The sequence below is a fragment of the Cellulosimicrobium sp. Marseille-Q8652 genome, from assembly GCF_965112045.1.
The window spans coordinates 964255-981240 of record NZ_CBCOPS010000002.1 but is presented as its reverse complement, the minus strand read 5'-3'; the positions used below and the strand labels follow the sequence as shown (position 1 = coordinate 981240).

General features: G+C 74.0%; 18 protein-coding genes and 1 pseudogene. 10 read left to right on the top strand and 9 right to left on the bottom strand.

What is annotated here, in order from left to right:
• Window positions 1-76: 76 nt before the first annotated feature.
• From ACWPWV_RS14235 to ctaC, 3 genes are read right to left on the bottom strand one after another with little or no spacing between them, the layout of a single operon-like run.
• Window positions 77-475, bottom strand: coding sequence for a cytochrome c oxidase subunit 4 (locus ACWPWV_RS14235; protein ID WP_454043610.1), 399 nt, complete (start codon window positions 473-475; stop codon window positions 77-79).
• A complete protein-coding gene (gene ctaD, locus ACWPWV_RS14230; protein ID WP_454043609.1) occupies window positions 472-2298 on the bottom strand; it encodes an aa3-type cytochrome oxidase subunit I in 1827 nt (608 codons plus the stop codon). The genes ACWPWV_RS14235 and ctaD overlap by 4 nt, the downstream gene beginning before the upstream one ends.
• Window positions 2298-3218 carry an aa3-type cytochrome oxidase subunit II gene (ctaC, locus tag ACWPWV_RS14225; protein ID WP_454043608.1) on the bottom strand — a complete coding sequence of 307 codons (921 nt, stop codon included), beginning with the start codon at window positions 3216-3218 and terminating at the stop codon, window positions 2298-2300. The genes ctaD and ctaC overlap by 1 nt, the downstream gene beginning before the upstream one ends.
• Before the next feature lie 368 nt (window positions 3219-3586).
• Here ctaC and ACWPWV_RS14220 point away from each other — a divergent pair, with 368 nt between their 5' ends.
• Window positions 3587-4732 carry a cysteine desulfurase family protein gene (locus tag ACWPWV_RS14220; RefSeq protein ID WP_454043607.1) on the top strand — a complete coding sequence of 382 codons (1146 nt, stop codon included), beginning with the start codon at window positions 3587-3589 and terminating at the stop codon, window positions 4730-4732.
• Entirely contained in the window at window positions 4729-5004 is a 276-nt protein-coding gene (locus ACWPWV_RS14215) for a sulfurtransferase TusA family protein (RefSeq protein ID WP_454043606.1), read from the top strand. The genes ACWPWV_RS14220 and ACWPWV_RS14215 overlap by 4 nt, the downstream gene beginning before the upstream one ends.
• A 101-nt stretch (window positions 5005-5105) precedes the next feature.
• On the opposite strand, the gene erpA is transcribed toward ACWPWV_RS14215, so the two are convergent.
• Window positions 5106-5456 (bottom strand): iron-sulfur cluster insertion protein ErpA, encoded by a 351-nt coding sequence (gene erpA / locus ACWPWV_RS14210; protein WP_454043605.1) that lies wholly within the window; start codon window positions 5454-5456, stop codon window positions 5106-5108.
• A gap of 205 nt (window positions 5457-5661) precedes the next feature.
• On the opposite strand from erpA, the gene ACWPWV_RS14205 reads away from it, so the two are divergent.
• Window positions 5662-6090 carry a VOC family protein gene (locus ACWPWV_RS14205; protein WP_454043604.1) on the top strand — a complete coding sequence of 143 codons (429 nt, stop codon included), beginning with the start codon at window positions 5662-5664 and terminating at the stop codon, window positions 6088-6090.
• Between the two features lie 62 nt (window positions 6091-6152).
• Here ACWPWV_RS14205 and ACWPWV_RS14200 read toward each other — a convergent pair whose 3' ends face one another.
• Window positions 6153-7358, bottom strand: a complete 1206-nt coding sequence (locus ACWPWV_RS14200; protein WP_454043603.1) for a glycerate kinase — start codon at window positions 7356-7358, stop codon at window positions 6153-6155.
• A 97-nt stretch (window positions 7359-7455) separates the two neighbouring features.
• On the opposite strand from ACWPWV_RS14200, the gene nadA reads away from it, so the two are divergent.
• Together nadA and ACWPWV_RS14190 are read left to right on the top strand one after the other, a co-directional pair.
• A complete protein-coding gene (gene nadA / locus ACWPWV_RS14195) occupies window positions 7456-8703 on the top strand; it encodes a quinolinate synthase NadA (protein WP_454043602.1) in 1248 nt (415 codons plus the stop codon).
• Between the two features lie 53 nt (window positions 8704-8756).
• The gene (locus ACWPWV_RS14190) at window positions 8757-9356 is read left to right on the top strand and encodes a DJ-1/PfpI family protein (protein WP_454043601.1); all 600 of its coding nucleotides are present in this window, start codon (window positions 8757-8759) and stop codon (window positions 9354-9356) included.
• 16 nt (window positions 9357-9372) lie between these two features.
• Here the strand turns inward: ACWPWV_RS14190 and ACWPWV_RS14185 are convergent, their stop codons facing one another.
• The gene (locus tag ACWPWV_RS14185; RefSeq protein WP_454043600.1) at window positions 9373-9753 is read right to left on the bottom strand and encodes a DUF3817 domain-containing protein; all 381 of its coding nucleotides are present in this window, start codon (window positions 9751-9753) and stop codon (window positions 9373-9375) included.
• A gap of 122 nt (window positions 9754-9875) precedes the next feature.
• On the opposite strand from ACWPWV_RS14185, the pseudogene ACWPWV_RS14180 reads away from it, so the two are divergent.
• Window positions 9876-10393: pseudogene (locus ACWPWV_RS14180) on the top strand (acyl-CoA thioesterase); the annotation flags it as partial.
• A 237-nt stretch (window positions 10394-10630) separates the two neighbouring features.
• Here the strand turns inward: ACWPWV_RS14180 and ACWPWV_RS14175 are convergent.
• A complete protein-coding gene (locus ACWPWV_RS14175) occupies window positions 10631-10846 on the bottom strand; it encodes a hypothetical protein (protein WP_454043599.1) in 216 nt (71 codons plus the stop codon).
• 308 nt (window positions 10847-11154) lie between these two features.
• Here ACWPWV_RS14175 and ACWPWV_RS14170 point away from each other — a divergent pair, with 308 nt between their 5' ends.
• On the top strand, window positions 11155-11298 hold the full coding sequence (locus ACWPWV_RS14170; RefSeq protein ID WP_454043598.1) for a hypothetical protein: 144 nt from the start codon (window positions 11155-11157) through the stop codon (window positions 11296-11298).
• A 110-nt stretch (window positions 11299-11408) separates the two neighbouring features.
• Here the strand turns inward: ACWPWV_RS14170 and ACWPWV_RS14165 are convergent, their stop codons facing one another.
• Complete coding sequence (locus tag ACWPWV_RS14165; RefSeq protein ID WP_454043597.1) at window positions 11409-12815, bottom strand: M20/M25/M40 family metallo-hydrolase; 1407 nt, start codon at window positions 12813-12815, stop codon at window positions 11409-11411.
• Between the two features lie 71 nt (window positions 12816-12886).
• Between ACWPWV_RS14165 and ACWPWV_RS14160 the strand changes: the two genes are divergently transcribed.
• Window positions 12887-13498, top strand: a complete 612-nt coding sequence (locus ACWPWV_RS14160) for a DUF3043 domain-containing protein (RefSeq protein WP_251151488.1) — start codon at window positions 12887-12889, stop codon at window positions 13496-13498.
• 59 nt (window positions 13499-13557) lie between these two features.
• Window positions 13558-14571: an aldo/keto reductase family protein gene (locus tag ACWPWV_RS14155; protein WP_454043596.1), complete on the top strand. Its 1014-nt coding sequence runs from the start codon at window positions 13558-13560 to the stop codon at window positions 14569-14571.
• A gap of 116 nt (window positions 14572-14687) precedes the next feature.
• On the opposite strand, the gene yczE is transcribed toward ACWPWV_RS14155, so the two are convergent.
• Window positions 14688-15362: a membrane protein YczE gene (gene yczE, locus ACWPWV_RS14150; RefSeq protein WP_454043595.1), complete on the bottom strand. Its 675-nt coding sequence runs from the start codon at window positions 15360-15362 to the stop codon at window positions 14688-14690.
• Window positions 15363-15424: 62 nt separating this feature from the next.
• On the opposite strand from yczE, the gene yczR reads away from it, so the two are divergent.
• A complete protein-coding gene (gene yczR / locus ACWPWV_RS14145) occupies window positions 15425-16954 on the top strand; it encodes a MocR-like transcription factor YczR (protein ID WP_454043594.1) in 1530 nt (509 codons plus the stop codon).
• Window positions 16955-16986: the final 32 nt, after the last annotated feature.

Sequence of the window (16986 nt, the reverse complement as noted above, 5' to 3'; positions counted from 1 at the left end):
ACGACGAAGGCCCGGCACCTCCGCAGGGAGGGCCGGGCCGATGCTCGTCAGCTGCCTGCGCGGCAACCGCGGTGGATCAGTGGGCGTGCTGCCCGCGCGAGAACTCGAAGACCCACCCGACCAGCGCGATCGCTCCGAAGACGACGCCCACGTAGACGAGCCACCATCCGACGGCGAGGCCGAGGAACGTGATGGCGCCGGCGGACGCGATCGCGAGCGGCCACCAGCTCCACGGCGCATAGACGCCCTGGTCGCCGGCACCCTGCTCGACGAGCCCGTCCGGGTCGTCCTCGGGACGCGCGTCGATCCGCTTCGCCGTGAGGGCCAGGTAGCCACCGATCATCGCGACGAGTGCCGCCGTCAGGAGGATCGCGACCGACCCGACCGGCTCCCAGCCGCTCCAGAAGCCGTAGACGACTCCTGCGAGCACGAAGAACGGGGTCCCGTAGAGGAACAGCTTGTACTCGACCTTCACTTGCCCGTCTCCTCGTCCGTCGGGCCCGTCGTGCCGGGCTCGTCGATGATCGTCGTCGACGAGGATCTGCTCGCCTCGTCGCTGCCGCTCAGGCGGTCGAGCGCCACGCTCTTCTCACCGCGACGGTCGGCCTCGCCGTACACCTGCTCGAGGATGTTGGGGTTCGGCTCGGCGTGGTCCATCGCCGCGACCTCGGGGTGGTGCAGGTCGAAGGCCGGCGACTCGGAACGGATGCGCGGCAGCGACGTGAAGTTGTGCCGCGGCGGCGGGCACGACGTCGCCCACTCGAGCGAGCGGCCGTAGCCCCACGGGTCGTCCACGGTGACCTTGGGTGCGTTGCGCCACGTCGTGTACACGTTCCACAGGAAGGGCAGCGTCGACGCGGCGAGGATGAACGCTCCGACGGTCGACACCTGGTTCTCCCAGGTGAAGCCGTCCGACGGCGCGTAGTCCGCGTAGCGGCGCGGCATGCCCTCGACGCCCAGCCAGTGCTGGATGAGGAACGTGGTGTGGAAGCCGATGAAGAGCAGCCAGAAGTGGATCTTGCCGAGGCGCTCGTTGAGCATGCGCCCCGTGAACTTGGGCCACCAGAAGTAGAAGCCGGCGAACATCGCGAACACGACGGTGCCGAAGACGACGTAGTGGAAGTGCGCCACGACGAAGTACGAGTCCGACAGGGAGAAGTCCAGGGCCGGGCTCGAGAGGATGATGCCCGTCAGGCCGCCGAAGAGGAACGTGACGAGGAAGCCGATCGACCAGAGCATCGGCGTCTCGAACGTCAGCTTGCCGCGCCACATCGTGCCGATCCAGTTGAAGAACTTCACACCGGTCGGGACGGCGATGAGCATCGTCATGAAGGCGAAGAACGGCAGCAGCACCGCACCGGTGACGTACATGTGGTGCGCCCACACCGTCACGGAGAGCGCCGCAATGGCGATCGTCGCGTACACGAGGCCCTTGTAGCCGAAGATCGGCTTGCGGCTGAACACCGGCAGGATCTCCGTGACGATGCCGAAGAACGGCAGCGCGATGATGTAGACCTCGGGGTGCCCGAAGAACCAGAACAGGTGCTGCCAGAGGATCGCGCCCCCGTTCTCGGGGTTGAAGATCTGCGCACCCAGGCGGCGGTCCGCGCCGAGGGCGAACAGCGCCGAGGCCAGCGGGGGGAACGCCATGAGCACGAGGAGGCTCGTGACGAGCGTGTTCCACGTGAAGATCGGCATCCGGAACATCGTCATGCCGGGAGCGCGCATGGTGATGATCGTCGTGATGAAGTTGACGGCGCCCAGGATGGTGCCGAAGCCGGCGAGCGCGAGGCCGAAGACCCAGAGGTCTCCCCCGAGCCCTGGACTGAACGTCGTGTTCGACAGCGGTGCGTAGGCGAACCACCCGAACGACGCGGCACCCTGCGGCGTGAAGAAGCCCGCCGAGGCGATGAGCCCGCCGAAGAGGTAGAGCCAGTACGCGAACATGTTCAGCCGCGGGAACGCGACGTCGGGAGCACCGATCTGCAGCGGCATGATGACGTTCGCGAAGCCCGCGAAGAGCGGGGTGGCGAACAGCAGCAGCATGATCGTGCCGTGCATCGTGAAGAGCTGGTTGTACTGCTCCTTGCTCTGCACGAGCTGGATCCCGGGCTCGAAGAGCTCCGCCCGGATCACGAGGGCCATGAGGCCGCCGATGCAGAAGAAGATGAACGACGAGATCAGGTAGAGGTACCCGATCGTCTTGTGGTCGGTGGACGTGACCCACTTGATCACGGTCCGCCCGAGGGTCTGGCGCCGGGGCGCGAGACCGGGGACGACTTCGGCCTGCGCGACCATCAGTGCTCACCCTCCGTGGTAGCGGCGACGGGGTTCGGGTCCTGGAGCCGGCTGAAGCCCTCGACGGGGATCTGCCCCTCCTGGCCCTTCTCGCGGAGCGCCTCCATCTGCGCGTCGAACTCGGCGCGGTCGACGACCTCGACGTTGAAGAGCATGCCCGAGTGGTGCTCGCCGCAGAGCTCGGCGCACTTGCCGGCGTAGACGCCCTCGCGGGTCGGGGTCACGACGAACTCGTTCGTGCGGTGCGGGATCATGTCCTGCTTGTAGAGGAACGCGGGGACCCAGAACGAGTGGATGACGTCGCGGGACTGCAGCTCGAACCGGATGCTCTCGTCGACCGGCAGGTACAGGGTCGGCAGCGCCGCACCCGTGCCGGGAGCACCGTCGATCGCGGCGTCCTCCGTCAGGGTCCCGCCCACGTCGGCCAGGTGCTGGCCCGACTCGTAGACGTCCTCGTCGACGTAGTTGAAGTCCCAGCTCCACTGCTTGCCGATGACCTGGATCGTCATGTCGGACTCGACGTCACGATCCTGGATCGCGCTCATGTCGCGGTCCGTGTAGAAGAACAGCACGAGGACCATGAGGATCGGCACGGCCGTGTACATGATCTCGAGCGGCAGGTGGTAGCGCGTCTGGACCGGCAGGACGTGGTCGTCCTTGCGCTTGCGGTAGGCGGCGACGCACCAGAGCATCAGGCCCCACGTGATGATGCCGACGATGAGCGCGGCGATCCACGAGCCGTTCCACAACGAGGTGATCCGTGCGGTCTGGTTGGTCACCTCCCCGTCGTCGTATCCGGGCAGGAACCCGCGCTGGACCGTGTCGCTGGCGCAGCCGGACGCCACCGCCGCGACGGCGACGGCGAGAGCCGTCGCCCGCAGGATGGTGCGCCGTGTGCGGCTAGGGGGTTGCGAGTGCAAGGGGGGCCTTTCACGTCACGTCCTGCCCGAACCCGTCTCCACGAGCCCAGCACAGGACCTTCGTCCTCGACACACGAAGCCTAGCGCGGGATTCCGCCCCTCGTGCCCCGGAACGCCGTCCACCGGCGGGAGATCCCCGACACGTCCGCGCCGGTCAGGCCCGGTTCGGAACACGCCGGGCGAGTCTGTCAGATCCTTCGGCGGCGGCGGGCCGCAGACGTTCGGCGGTACCGTGCTCGTGTCCGGCGCACGGCGGCCGCGGGCCCGCGCGAGCGCAACGATCCTGCCGGATAGACCGCGCGGCCGGTGGCCCGGGCCGGTCCGTGCGGCCCTGCGCAGCCCCCTCCTCACGCGATGCTGGAGACCTTGTGACGCACACCACCCGCCCGTCCCGCGTCCGCCTCGACAACGGGGGACGCGCTCCGTGGCACCCGCTCGCCCGCGAGGCGTTCGAGCAGGCGCTCGACGACGGCTGGGCCGACCCGCGCCGGCTCCACGCCGAGGGCCGCCGCGCGGCGGCGCTGCTCGACGGCGCCCGCGAGGCCGTGGCCGCCGCGCTCGACGCGCGGACCGAGGAGGTCGTGTTCACGACGTCGCACACCACGTCCCTCCACACCGCCGTGGCGGCCCTGGCCGCAGGACGACGGCGGGCCGGGACGCGCGTCGTCGTCGGCGCGGTCGAGCGCTCCGCCGTGCTGCACGCCGCGGAGCACGGGGGGCTGGACCGCCTGGTGGTGCCCGTCGACGCCTCGGGCCGGGTCGACGCCACCGCGATGTCCGACGCCGTGTCCCGCTCCGGGACGGCGCTCGCCGCGCTGCAGCACGCCAACGGCGAGGTGGGCACGCTCCAGCCGGTCGACGAGGTCCACGAGGCCGCACGCGCGGCGGGAGTCCCCCTGCTCGTCGACGCGGGCGCGAGCCTCGGGCACGCCCCCGTCGGGCCGTCGTGGGACGCGCTCGCCGCGGACCCGGGCGACTGGGGCGCGGCCCCCGGCGTGGGCGTCCTCGCCCTGCGCTCGCGCGTCCGACGACGCAGCCCGTTCCCGGAGGACCCCGACCCGCTCGCGCCCGGCGGCGTGAGCGTCCCCGCGGCGTTCTCCGCCGCCGTGGGTCTCCAGGCCGTCCTCTCGGACCGGGAGGCGCAGGACGCGCGCCGTCGCGCGCTCGTCGACCGCGTCCGCGCGCGCGTCGCGACGATCCCGGACGTCGAGGTGGTCGGGGACGCCGTCGACCGCCTCCCCCACGTCGTGACGTTCTCGTTCCTCTACGTCGACGGCGAGGCGCTGCTCACCGAGCTCGACCGCGAGGGGATCGCCGTCGGGTCGGGCTCGGCGTGCACGTCGAGCGCGCTCGAGCCGTCCCACGTCCTCGCGGCGATGGGCGTCCTCACGCACGGCAACGTCCGCGTCGCGGTCGACCGCTCGACGTCGGACGAGGACGTCGAGCGCCTCCTCGCCGTCCTGCCGGGTGCCGTCGCCCGGGTCCGTGCCGCGCTCGGGGTGGAGGGGCTGTGACCACCGGCGGAACGGCCGGCGCCGTGGGCGGGGACGACGGGGCCGTCGTGGTGGACGCCCGCGGGCTGCGCTGCCCGCTCCCGGTGATCCGCCTCGCGGCGGCGGCTCGCGAGCGCGGAGCGGGCGACCTGCTCACCGTGTGGTCGACCGACCCGGCCGCGCGGCTGGACGTCCCGGCGTGGGCGCGCATGCGCGGCCACCGCGTGGTCGAGGAGCGCGAGCTGCCGGGCTCGCCCGCGGCGTGGGCCGTGACGGTCGCGCTCGGCGCCTGAGCGCCAGGCCCTCCCTCGCGGTCACGGGCCTCCCGCGGGAGGACGACGAGAGCCCGGCCCCCGAGGGGACCGGGCTCTCGTCGAGTCCGTGGACCGGTGCGTCAGCTGAACGAGCCGCCGCACGCGCAGGCGCTGCCCGCGTTGGGGTTGTCGATCGTGAAGCCCTGCTTCTCGATGGTGTCGGCGAAGTCGATCGTCGCGCCCTCGAGGTAGGGGACGCTCATCTTGTCGACCACGACCTCGACGCCGTCGTAGTCGCGGAGCGCGTCGCCCTCGAGCAGGCGCTCGTCGAAGTAGAGCTGGTAGATCAGGCCGGAGCAGCCGCCGGGCTGCACCGCTACCCGCAGACGCAGGTCGTCACGGCCCTCCTGCTCGAGGAGGGTGCGGACCTTGTCCGCGGCCACATCGGTCAGGTCGACGCCGTGGGTGGCAGTCTCGGTGGTCTCGCTCATCTCGTCTCCGCGCTGTCGGGGGCACGTGTGCCCCGGTGGTGGCCGGCTCTCGTGGGTCCCCGGGTCGTTCTCCCGAGAGATCCCGTCAGGTCCTCAACACCACACGTGCCGGTCGTATTCCCGAGTCTACGACGCGCGCGGGGCGTAGGGTCGAACGCGCCCGGCGACACCGGGTCGACGACATCGGGGCACGACAGGGGCGGCCATGGACCAGGCGGTGCACTTCCTGACGATCGCGACGCGCGACCTCGACGCCGCGCGTCGTTTCTACGCGGCGCTCGGCTGGACCGCCCAGCTCGACGTCCCCGGCGAGATCCTCTTCTACCGCTCCGCGGCCGGGCAGCTCCTCGGCTTCTTCGAGCGGTCGAAGTTCGTCGAGGACCAGGCCGTCGGCGGGCACGACCCGTCGGTGGCCGGCGTCACCCTCTCCCACAACGTCGGCTCGCGGGACGAGGTGACCGAGGTCGTCGAGCGGATGCTCGCCGCGGGGGGCGACCTGCGCAAGGCACCGCAGGAGGGCCGCTTCGGCGGCGTCTTCCACGCGCACGTCGCCGACCCGAACGGCCTCGTCTGGGAGGTCGCCCACAACCCCGCGTGGCGGGTGCTGCCCGACGGCGGCGTCGACCTCGGCTGAACGCGGTCCGCGACGCGCCGGTCCCCGACGCGCCGGTCCGCGACACCGCCAGACCCGAGGCGTCAGGCGCGCGACCACGTCCGGGCGACGCGCTCCACGAGACCCTGCGCAGGGTCCTGCCCCCACGCGTAGACACCGCTCAGCCCGGCGGCCGCCTGCTCGCGCCGGCCGGCGACGACCGACCGGGCGACGACCACGACCGGCACCGCGTGCCGCGCGGCGCGCTGGGCCACCTCGAGCACCGCCCCCTCCCCCAGCTCGTGCGCACCGAGCTCGTCCGCGACGACGACGGCGAGGTCGGCGGCGGCGAGGCGGTCGTCGAGCCCGACCGCGTCCGCGACCACGCGCAGAGCCGGGACGAGCCGCCCGCCGAGCGCCGCGACGGCGAAGGCCGCGCCCCCGCCGCTGCCCGTGCCGGAGCCGCCGGCGAGCCGGCGCGGCGCCGCCGCGGCGAGCAGGTCTCGCCCGACCGGCGCGGAACCCTCGCCGTCGAGCACCTCGACGGCCGCCGCGACGTCGTGCGCGACGGCGCCGAGCCGGCGCTCCAGGTCCTGGGCGACGGTGTCGTCGACCCCGCGGGCCGCGAGCGCCGCGCTCGCGCCGTGCAGCCCGAGCAGCGGTGCGTCGGTGCCGACCGCTGCGACGAGGTCCACGTCCCGCAGCACGCGTCGTGCGGCGCGCAGCACGTCGACCACCGGACGGCCCTCCTCGCCGGGACCGGCGAGCGCGTGGAGGAGCCCCCGCCCGGCGTCGTGGCTGCGCGCGCCCCCGGTCGCGAGGACGACGCGTCCACGGCGGCCGTCGGCGGACCGCGCCGCCTCCGCGGCCAGCGCGAGGAGGCGGCCGACGGCCGCGGACGACCGGGCCGGCAGCGGGCCCGCCGGGCCGTCCTCTCCCCCGCGCGGCCCGGCGTCGTCCACGGCGGGGACCTGGGAGGCGTCGGCGTAGACGGTGCCGGTCCGGGGGTCGCGCCGCACCGCGACGGGGACCCCCACGCCTCCGGGTCCGGGGACGACGCCCGCGAGGACCTCCGGGGCCACAGGCTCCACGGCGTCGAGGAAGCCGGGCCCTGCGCTCGCGAGGTCGAGGTGGTCCGTCTCGACGACGGGGCCGGCGGGACCGCCCGTGACGGCGGTGCGGCACGCCTGCTCCCACCAGCGGGCGACGTCGCGCGGGCGGGGCCCGGCGGCCGACGTCGGGCCGGCGCCCCCGGGCCACGCGCCGTCGGGCACGAGCGGACCGGTCGAGCCGGTGACGAGGACGCGCATGCGGGGATTGTGCCAGCCCTGCGGTGCGCGACGGCGTCCGCCGACCGGCCCGCCCGGACCACGTCCTGACGACGACGTGCTGTGCGACGATGTTCCCGTGAGCACTGGTAGCACCTTGCTGGACTCGGGCCTGGCCGGCCGCGACGCGGCCCGCTCCTCGGGCACCGGCTTCGCGGAACCCGCCTCCTCCCCCCTGCTCCTCCTCGGGCAGGGGCGCGACCTCGCGTCCGAGCGCGGCGTGGAGTGCGTGGGCGACCTGCCGGCGCCGAGCGACCCCGACCTGGTCGAGCGCGCCCGCGCGGCGCGCGCGGCGCTCGGCGAGCGCGCGTTCGTCCTGGGCCACCACTACCAGCGCGACGAGGTCATCGACTTCGCCGACGTCACGGGCGACTCGTTCAAGCTCGCGCGCGAGGCGGCGGCGCGCCCCGAGGCCGAGTTCATCCTGTTCTGCGGGGTGCACTTCATGGCGGAGAGCGCGGACATCCTCACGTCCGACGCGCAGCAGGTGGTGCTGCCGGACCTCGCCGCGGGGTGCTCGATGGCCGACATGGCGGCCATCGACCAGGTCGAGGACGCGTGGGACGTGCTCGAGGAGGCGGGGATCGCCGACTCGACCGTTCCCGTGACCTACATGAACTCGTCGGCGGCGATCAAGGCCTTCACCGGTCGCCACGGCGGGACGGTGTGCACGTCGTCGAACGCGGAGGTCGCGCTGCGGTGGGCGTTCGACCAGGTCGGCGGCGTCGACGGCACGGGCAAGGTCCTCTTCCTGCCCGACCAGCACCTGGGCCGCAACACGGCCGTGCTGAAGCTCGCGATGTCGCTGGACGAGTGCGTCGTGTTCGACCCGCGCAAGCCCAACGGCGGCCTCACCGACGCCGAGCTGCGCGACGCGCGCATGATCCTGTGGCGCGGGCACTGCTCGGTCCACGGGCGGTTCTCCGCGAAGAACGTCTCCGACATCCGGGCGGCGGTCCCCGACGTCAACGTGCTCGTGCACCCCGAGTGCAAGCACGAGGTGGTCACGGCGGCCGACCACGTGGGCTCGACGGAGTACATCATCTCGATGCTCGACGCGGCGGAGCCCGGCTCGTCGTGGGCGATCGGGACCGAGCTCAACCTCGTGCGCCGCGTCGCGCGCGCCCACCCGGACAAGCAGGTGCACTACCTCGACTCCACGGTGTGCTTCTGCTCGACGATGAACCGGATCGACCTGCCGCACCTCGTGTGGGCGATGGAGTCGCTCGCCGCCGGGCGCGTGGTCAACCGGATCGTCGTGGACGCCGACGACGCGCACTGGGCGCGCGTCGCGCTCGACCAGATGCTGGCCCTGCCGGGGATCTAGCGGCCCGGCGCGACGAGGCCGTCGAGAGACCGGCGGCACGCGGAGGTGGGTGCATGAGCACCGGCAACGGGGTGAACGTCGGCATCTTCGTGTTCGACGAGGCGGAGGAGCTCGACGTCGCGGGCCCGTTCGAGGTCCTCACCGCGTGGGCGGAGCACTCCGCGATCAAGCCGCACGTCTCGACGTTCTCCTGGGACGGTGGCGGCGTCCGCCTCGCGAAGGGTCTGCGGCTCGTCCCGGACCGGTCGGCCGACGACGTCGGCCCGCTGCACGTGCTCGTGCACCCCGGCGGCTGGGGCACCCGCGCGCTCCTCGCCGACGGCGCGCACCTCGAGTGGCTGCACGCGATGCGCGCGCAGACGCCGATCATCGCGAGCGTGTGCACGGGCTCGCTCGTGCTCGCGGCCGCCGGACTGCTCGCGGGCCGCCCGGCGACGACGCACTGGGCGCACTACGACGACCTCGCGGAGATCGACGCGAGCGTCGTGCTGGACACGGAGGCGCGCTACGTCGACGACGGCGACGTGGTGACGTCGGCGGGCGTGTCGGCCGGCATCGACATGGCGCTGCACCTCGTGGCCCGGCTCGAGAGCCCGGACGTGGCGCGCGCCGTCCGGCGGGCGATCCAGTACGACCCGGCCCCTCCGGTCTGACCCGCGCCGACCGGCGTCAGCCCGCGACCGTCGGTGCGGGGCGTCGGGAGCGGTACCGGCCCGTGCGGTGCGCCCAGACGTCGAACGCGACGGTGCAGAACGGCGGGACGGTGGCCGCGAGCGCGAGGAAGGTCGTCCACAGCGACCAGCGCAGGCGCACGGCGACGACCAGCGCGAGCGCGACGTAGACGAGCACCAGGCCGCCGTGGACCGGCCCGAAGATCTCGACGCCCCGCTCGGTCGTCCCGGCGACCCACTTGAGGTACATCCCGACGAGCAGGCCGGCCCAGGAGAACGCCTCGGCGATCGCGACGGCGCGGAACGCGCGGACGACCCACGGGGGCCGGGCGGCGTCGGGGGTGGCGGGAGGGCGAGGGGCGGTGCTCGTCGTCGTCACGCCGCGCATCCTCGCACACGCGCCTGGGCACCGGGCCGCTCGGGTCGCGGCCGGGCCGGCACCCAGATACCTGATACCGCAGGTGCGGGGTAGTAGCCTGCGACGGTGACCCGCCGCCCGGGCTCCTCGTCGCCACCACGAAGCCGCGCCGCGCCGTCCCGGGCCGCGACGTCCTCGACCCGTCGGTCACGCGGATGCGCGTGCGGCCCGGCGACCTCGACCTCTACCTCCACGTGAACAACGGCGTGTACCTGCAGATGATGGACGTCGCGCGCAGCAACTTCATCGCCGACCTCGGCGGGTTCCCGCTCCTGCAGGACAAGGGCTGGTACCCCGTCGTCGCCGCGTCGACCGTGAAGTACCGCCGCTCGCTGCAGGCCTGTGGGACCGGTTCGAGATCACCACGCGCGTGCTCGGCTGGGACGAGCGCGTCATCTACCTCGAGCAGGTCTTCACGCGCCGCGGCGACCTGTGCGCGCGGGGTCTCGTCGCGGGCCGGTTCCTCGCCCGCGGTTCCGGAGAGCGCGTGCCCGCGCCGGCCGTCGTCGCGCTGCTCGGCGACGAGGTCGTCGCCCCCGACCTTCCCGACGACGTCGCGGCCTGGTCGCGCGCGCTCGACGTCGCCCACCGCACCGTCTGACCGAGGGTGGGGTGCCGTCGTCCGGAGCCGGACGGCGGCGGGCGGTCCCCGCGTCCCAGGTGGTTCGATGGGCGGATGGGAACGGACCCGTTCGACGCCACGATGGTGCCCGCGCTGCCCTGCCCGGACGTCGACGCGATGCGCGACTTCTGGGTGGACCTGGGGCTCGAGGTCACCTACCGCCAGGCTCCGGCCGAACCCGTACGTCGCGCTGCGCCGCGGAGGGTTCCAGATCCACTACTTCGGGCTCGTCGGCGTCGCGCCCGACGACTCGTACAGCACGTGCATCGCGGTCGTCGACGACACCGCGCCCGTGTTCGACACGTTCGCCACGGGGCTGCGTGCCCGGTACGGGCGGCTCCCGCTCACCGGCGTCCCGCGCATCACGCGCCCGCGCCGGCGCGCGAACGCGGGCGGCGCGGCCGGGTTCAGCGTCGTGGACCCGGCGGGCAACTGGGTGCGGGTCGTGCGACGTCCGCCCGCCGGTGCGGACGGCCACCGCGGCGGAGAGGACCACGAGGGTCGGGGAGCCCAGGAGGGCCCGGAAGATCGCGTCGGCGACGGGTCGGCGCGGCAGGCCTACGCCGAGCGGCCGGCGGGCCGGGTCGCGCGAGCCCTCGACGACGCCGTCGTGCAGGCCGACTCCCACGGGGACGTCGTGCAGGCGCGCCGGATCCTCTCGGGGGCGCTGCGGCGCGCGGGGGACGACACGGCTCCCGGGGACCGGGCCCGTGCGCTCGCCTACCTCGCGGAGGCTCGCGGTGCGCACGGACGACCCTGCGTCCGCGCGCGAGCACCTCGAGGCGCTCACCCTGCTCGCCCCGACGCTCGACGACGCCGCGCGGGAGTCCGCCGGGTCGGCGCTCGAGGACGCCGCAGAGCTGCGCGCGGACCTCGACCGCTGACGGCCGACCGTGGTGACCGCCCGCCCCGCGCCGCGCGGGGCGGGGCAGGGCGGACGGACGGGGCGGGGCGGACGGGTCGGGCGGACGGGTCGGGCGGACGGGTGGACCGGTCAGGCGCCCGCGGAGCCGAGCCGCGCGAGGAGCAGCGCCTCGGCGAGCACGACCTTCTCGAGCTCGCCGAGGTGCACCGACTCGTTCGCGCCGTGCGCGCGGGAGTCGGGGTCCTCGACGCCCGTGACGAGGATCGCCGCGTCGGGGAAGACCTCGAGCAGGTCGGCGATGAACGGGATCGACCCGCCGACGCCGATGTCCACGGGGTCGGTGCCCCACGACGTCGCGAACGCCCAGCGCGCCGCCTGCATCGCCGCGGAGTCCGGCGGCGCGAGGAACGGCTTGCCCTGCTCGCCGTCGCGCACGGTGACGTGGGCGCCGAGCGGCGCGTTCGCCTCGAGGTGCGCACGCAGGGCCGCCATCGCGGCGGCGGGGTCCTGCCCGGGCGCCAGGCGCACCGAGAGCTTCGCGGTCGCGCGCGGGGTGAGCGTGTTGGACGCGTGCGCGACGCTCGGGGCGTCGAGGCCGATGACCGCGATCGCCGGCTTGGTCCAGAGGCGTCCGGCGATCGACCCCTCCCCCGCGAGCGCCGTGCCGTCGAGGAGCGAGGAGTCCGCGCGGAAGTCGGCCTCGGCGTAGTCGACCGTCGGCTCGTCCGCGACGACGAGGCCCTCGACCGCGACGGCGCCGGCGTCGTCGTGCAGCGTGGCGACCAGGCGCGCGAGGAGCGTGACGGCGTCGAGCACCGGCCCGCCGTACATGCCGGAGTGCACGGCGTGGCCGAGCACGGCGACCTCGACCTCGCAGTCGACGAGGCCGCGCAGGGAGGTGGTGAGCGCGGGAACGCCCACCTTCCAGTTCGTCGAGTCGGCCACGACGATGACGTCGGCCGCGAGCAGGTCGCGGTGCTGGGTGAGGAACGGCAGGAACGTCGGCGAGCCGACCTCCTCCTCCCCCTCGACGAAGACCGTCACGCCGACCGGCAGGTCCTCGGACCCGCCGAGCGCGGTCAGCGCGCGCAGGGCGCCGAGGTGGGCCACGACCCCGGCCTTGTCGTCGGCCGCGCCGCGCCCGTAGAGGCGGCCGTCGCGCTCGGTGGGGACGAACGGCGCGGTGTCCCACGCGGCGTCGTCGCCCGGGGGCTGGACGTCGTGGTGCGCGTAGAGCAGCACGGTGGGGGCGCCGTCGGGGGCGGGACGACGTGCGACGACGGCGGGCGCGCCCTCGTGCCCGTCGTCGGTCGTCGCACGCAGGACCTGGACCTCGGGCATGCCCGCGTCGCGCAGCAGCGCGGCCACGGCGTCGGCGCTCGCCGCGACGTGCGCGGGGTCGAACGCGGCGTTCGAGACGCTCGGGATGCGCACGAGCGCCTCGAGGTCCGCGCGCAGCGCGGGGAACAGGGCGGCGACCGTCTCGCGGAGCGTCGTCACGAGGGCGGGATCGGTGGTGTCCGGTGAGTTCGTCACGACGAGCACCGTACGTCACCCGCCCGTGGAGGCGGGTGAGGAGGGTGCCCGCTCTCGACTACGCTGGACCCGTGTTCTCCCGCAACAAGTCCGGCGCCACGCCGCCTGCCCCCGACCCCGTCGACGCGGCGGCGGAGATCGAACGGGCCGGTGGCCCCACGGCAGCCAGCAAGGGCCGCCCGACGCCCAAGCGCAAGGTCTCGGAGGCCGCGAACAAGCGGCCCCTCGTGCCGAACGACCGCCGCGCGGCGGCGAAGTCGGCCCGCGAGAAGCAGCGCGAGATGCGCGACCGCCAGTACCAGGCGATGCAGACCGGCGACGAGCGCTACCTCCCGCCGCGCGACAAGGGGCCGGTCCGCCGCTACGTGCGCGACCACGTGGACGCCCGCTGGAACCTCGGCGAGTTCTTCCTGCCGATCGCCCTCGTCTTCATCGTCATGTCGCTGCTGACGGCCCAGAACCAGGGCCTCGCGTTCGTCACGGTCATGGCGCTGTACGTCATCGTGCTGCTGACGATCGTCGACGCCTTCATCATGTGGCGCGGCCTGCGCAAGCGGCTGGTCCGCAAGTTCGGCGAGGTGCCGAAGGGCACGGTCATGTACGCCGTCATGCGCGCGTTCCAGCTCCGCCGGGCCCGCCTGCCGAAGCCCGTGCACAAGAAGCACGGCGTCTACCCGGAGTGACCTGTGTGAGACCGCCGGCCGGTTCCCCGGGCAACGGTCTCGGGCGCTAGGTTGGGGACATGCCCAACTACCGCTACCTCGGCAACTCGGGGCTCAAGATCTCCGAGATCACCTACGGCAACTGGCTCACCCACGGCTCCCAGGTCGAGAACGACACCGCGACCGCGTGCGTCCACGCCGCGCTCGACGCCGGCATCACGTCGTTCGACACCGCGGACGTCTACGCCAACACGAAGGCCGAGCAGGTCCTCGGCGACGCGCTCAAGGGACAGCGGCGCGAGTCCCTCGAGATCTTCACGAAGGTCTACTGGCCGACGGGCCCCGGGGGGCCCAACGACTCGGGCCTGTCGCGCAAGCACGTCATGGAGTCGATCAACGGCTCGCTGACGCGCCTCGGCACGGACTACGTCGACCTCTACCAGGCCCACCGGTTCGACACCGAGACGCCGCTCGAGGAGACGATGCAGGCGTTCGCCGACATCGTCCGGCAGGGCAAGGCGCTGTACATCGGCGTCTCGGAGTGGACCGCCGACCAGATCCGCGCCGGCCACGCGCTCGCCCAGGACCTCGGCTTCCAGCTCATCTCGTCGCAGCCGCAGTACTCGATGCTGTGGCGCGTCATCGAGGACGAGGTCGTGCCGACCTCGCGCGAGCTCGGCGTGTCGCAGATCGTCTGGTCCCCCATGGCGCAGGGCGTCCTGTCCGGCAAGTACGTGCCGGGCCAGCCGCTGCCCGAGGGCTCGCGCGCCACGGACGACAAGGGTGGCGCCCGCATGATCCAGCGGTTCATGACCGACGACGTCCTGTCCCGCGTGCAGGACCTCAAGCCCGTCGCGGACGAGCTCGGTCTGTCCATGGCGCAGCTCGCGATCGCGTGGGTCCTGCAGAACGACAACGTCGCCGCGGCGCTCGTCGGCGCCTCGCGCCCCGAGCAGGTCGCGGAGAACGTCAAGGCCGCCGGCGTGACGATCCCCGCGGAGCTCCTCGCGCGGATCGACGAGGTCCTGGGCGACGTCGTCGAGCGCGACGCGCGCAGGACGGCGGAGGGCGCTCCGCAGAAGCGTCCTTCCTGACGCCTGACGCCTGACGCCTGAGCAGGACGACGCGCGGGGCACCCGGCCGGTGCCCCGCGCGTCGTCGTCCCACCGGCCCGGGCGCGGGCATGCCTCCCTCGCCCGGGCCGGGAGCCTCACCGCGCCGCGGGCGACACCGCGGCGTCCTGGAGCGGGGCGCTCGCCGACGGCACGGCCTCCTGCGGCGCGGTCTCGTCGACGAGGCCGCGCGGCGCGAACCAGCGCGCCGTGAGCTGGACCACCGGCCCGACACCGACGGCGTACGCGAGCGTGGCCCAGCCGAGCGTCCCGCCCAGCGCCCAGCCGAGCGAGACCACGACGACCTCGATGAGCGTGCGCACGAGGCGCACCGACAGACCGGTGCGTGCGACGAGACCGGTCATCAGGCCGTCCCTCGGCCCGGGCCCGAGCCGTACGCCGAGGTACGCCGCGGTCGCCACGCCGTTGAGCACGATGCCGCCGAGCGCGAGGGCGATGCCCGCCCCCGTCCCGGGCGACGGGACGACGCGCTCGACGAGGGCGATGGCGGGGTCGATGCTCACGCCGATCACCACGACGTTCACCAGCGTGCCGATGCCCGGCCGCTGGCGCAGGGGGATCCACGCCAGGAGCGCGAGCGCGCTCAGCGCCACGACGACGACCCCGAACGGCAGGCCGGTCCGTTCCACGACGCCCTGGTGGAGCACGTCCCACGGCATCCCGCCCTGACCGGCGTGGAGCAGCATCGCCATGGACAGGGCGTAGCCGAGGATGCCGAGGACGAGCTGGGCGGTGCGCCGGAACGGTGACATGGTCGCCATCCTGTGGTCTGATTGGCATCGACATCTATAGCCAATCTGGAGCCAGTGGCCTGATGAGCGTCCCGAGCACGACCCCCGCCGACACCCGGGCGAGCACCGCGAGCGCAGCGCTCGACGTCCACCGTCACCTGTCCCCCGCGGCCGCCGTGCGGCTCCTCGGGCGCTGGCACGCGGGCGGTCCCGCCTATGTCGCGCTCGCGGACGCCCTGCGGTCCGCCGTCCTCGCGGGCACCCTCGCGCCGTTCACGAGGCTGCCGTCGGAACGCGACCTCGCGACGGCCCTCGGCGTCTCCCGCACGACGACCGCCGCCGCGTACAAGCGCCTGCGCGAGCTCGGGTTCTCCCGGGCGCGCACCGGCGCCGGCACCGTCGTCGTGCTCCCTCGCAGCGGCCGGCGACGCTCGCCGGCGCGACCCACCGGCGGCGACGCGCCGGCACCCGCCGGACCGCAGCGGGCCGGGGCGGCGTTCGACCTCGCCGAGCTCTCGCAGGCGACCTCGGCGGCACCGTCGGGACTCCACGCCGCCTACGGGCGCGCGCTCGAACGGCTGCCCGAGCACCTCGCGGGCGGGGGGTACGAACCGTACGGGACCGCGGTGCTGCGCGAGGCGGTCGCCGCGCGGTTCACCGCGCGCGGGACGCCGACCGATCCCGACCAGGTCCTCGTCACCACGGGCGCGCAGCACGCCATCACGACGCTCGCGGCGACGCTCCTCGGCACCGGTGACCGGGCCGTCGTCCAGTCGCCGACGTACTACCACGCCATGGAGGCGCTGCGACGGGCCGGGGCACGGCTCGTCGCCCTGCCCGTCGGGCGCGGTGGCGAGGGCTCCGCGCCAGGGTTCGACGTCGGCCTGTTCGAGTCCACGCTGCGCCAGGTCTCCCCGCGGCTCGTCTACCTCGTGCCCGACTTCCACAACCCGACGGGCTACACGCTGACGCCGGACGAGCGGGCGGGCGTCCGCGAGGCCGCGGCGCGCCACCGCGTGACGGTCGTCGGCGACGAGACCCTCACCGACCTGTCCCTCGACACGGACCCGGACGACCCGGGCGACGTCGCGCCACCGCTCGCCGGGGACGGCTCGTCACCGTACGCCGTCACCGTCGGCTCGGCGTCGAAGTCCTTCTGGGGCGGCCTGCGCGTCGGGTGGGTCCGCGCGCACCCGGACCTCGTCGCGCGCCTCGCGCGCACGCGCCAGTCGGCGGACATCGCGACCGCGGTCCTCGAGCAGCTCGCCGTCGTCGAGCTCCTCGAGGACCGTGCGGCCCTGCTCGCCGAGCGCCGCGTCACGCTGCGCCAGCAGCGCGACCTCGTGTGCGGGCTGCTCGCCGACGCCCTGCCCGACTGGCACGTCCCCGTGCCGCCCGGAGGGCTGTCCCTGTGGGCGGAGCTGGGCGCCCCGCTCGCGCACGCGTTCACCGCCGCGGCCGCGGCCGAGGGCGTGCTCGTCAACGCCGGTCCGACGTTCACGCCGGACGGCAGCTCGACCGACAGGCTGCGCCTCACGTTCTCGCGACCGGCCGACGACCTCCGCCGGGCGGTGCCCCGCCTGGTGGCGGCGTGGCAGCGCGTCCGGGGCTGAGCGGCGACCTCCACGTCGAGACCGTCGCTGCC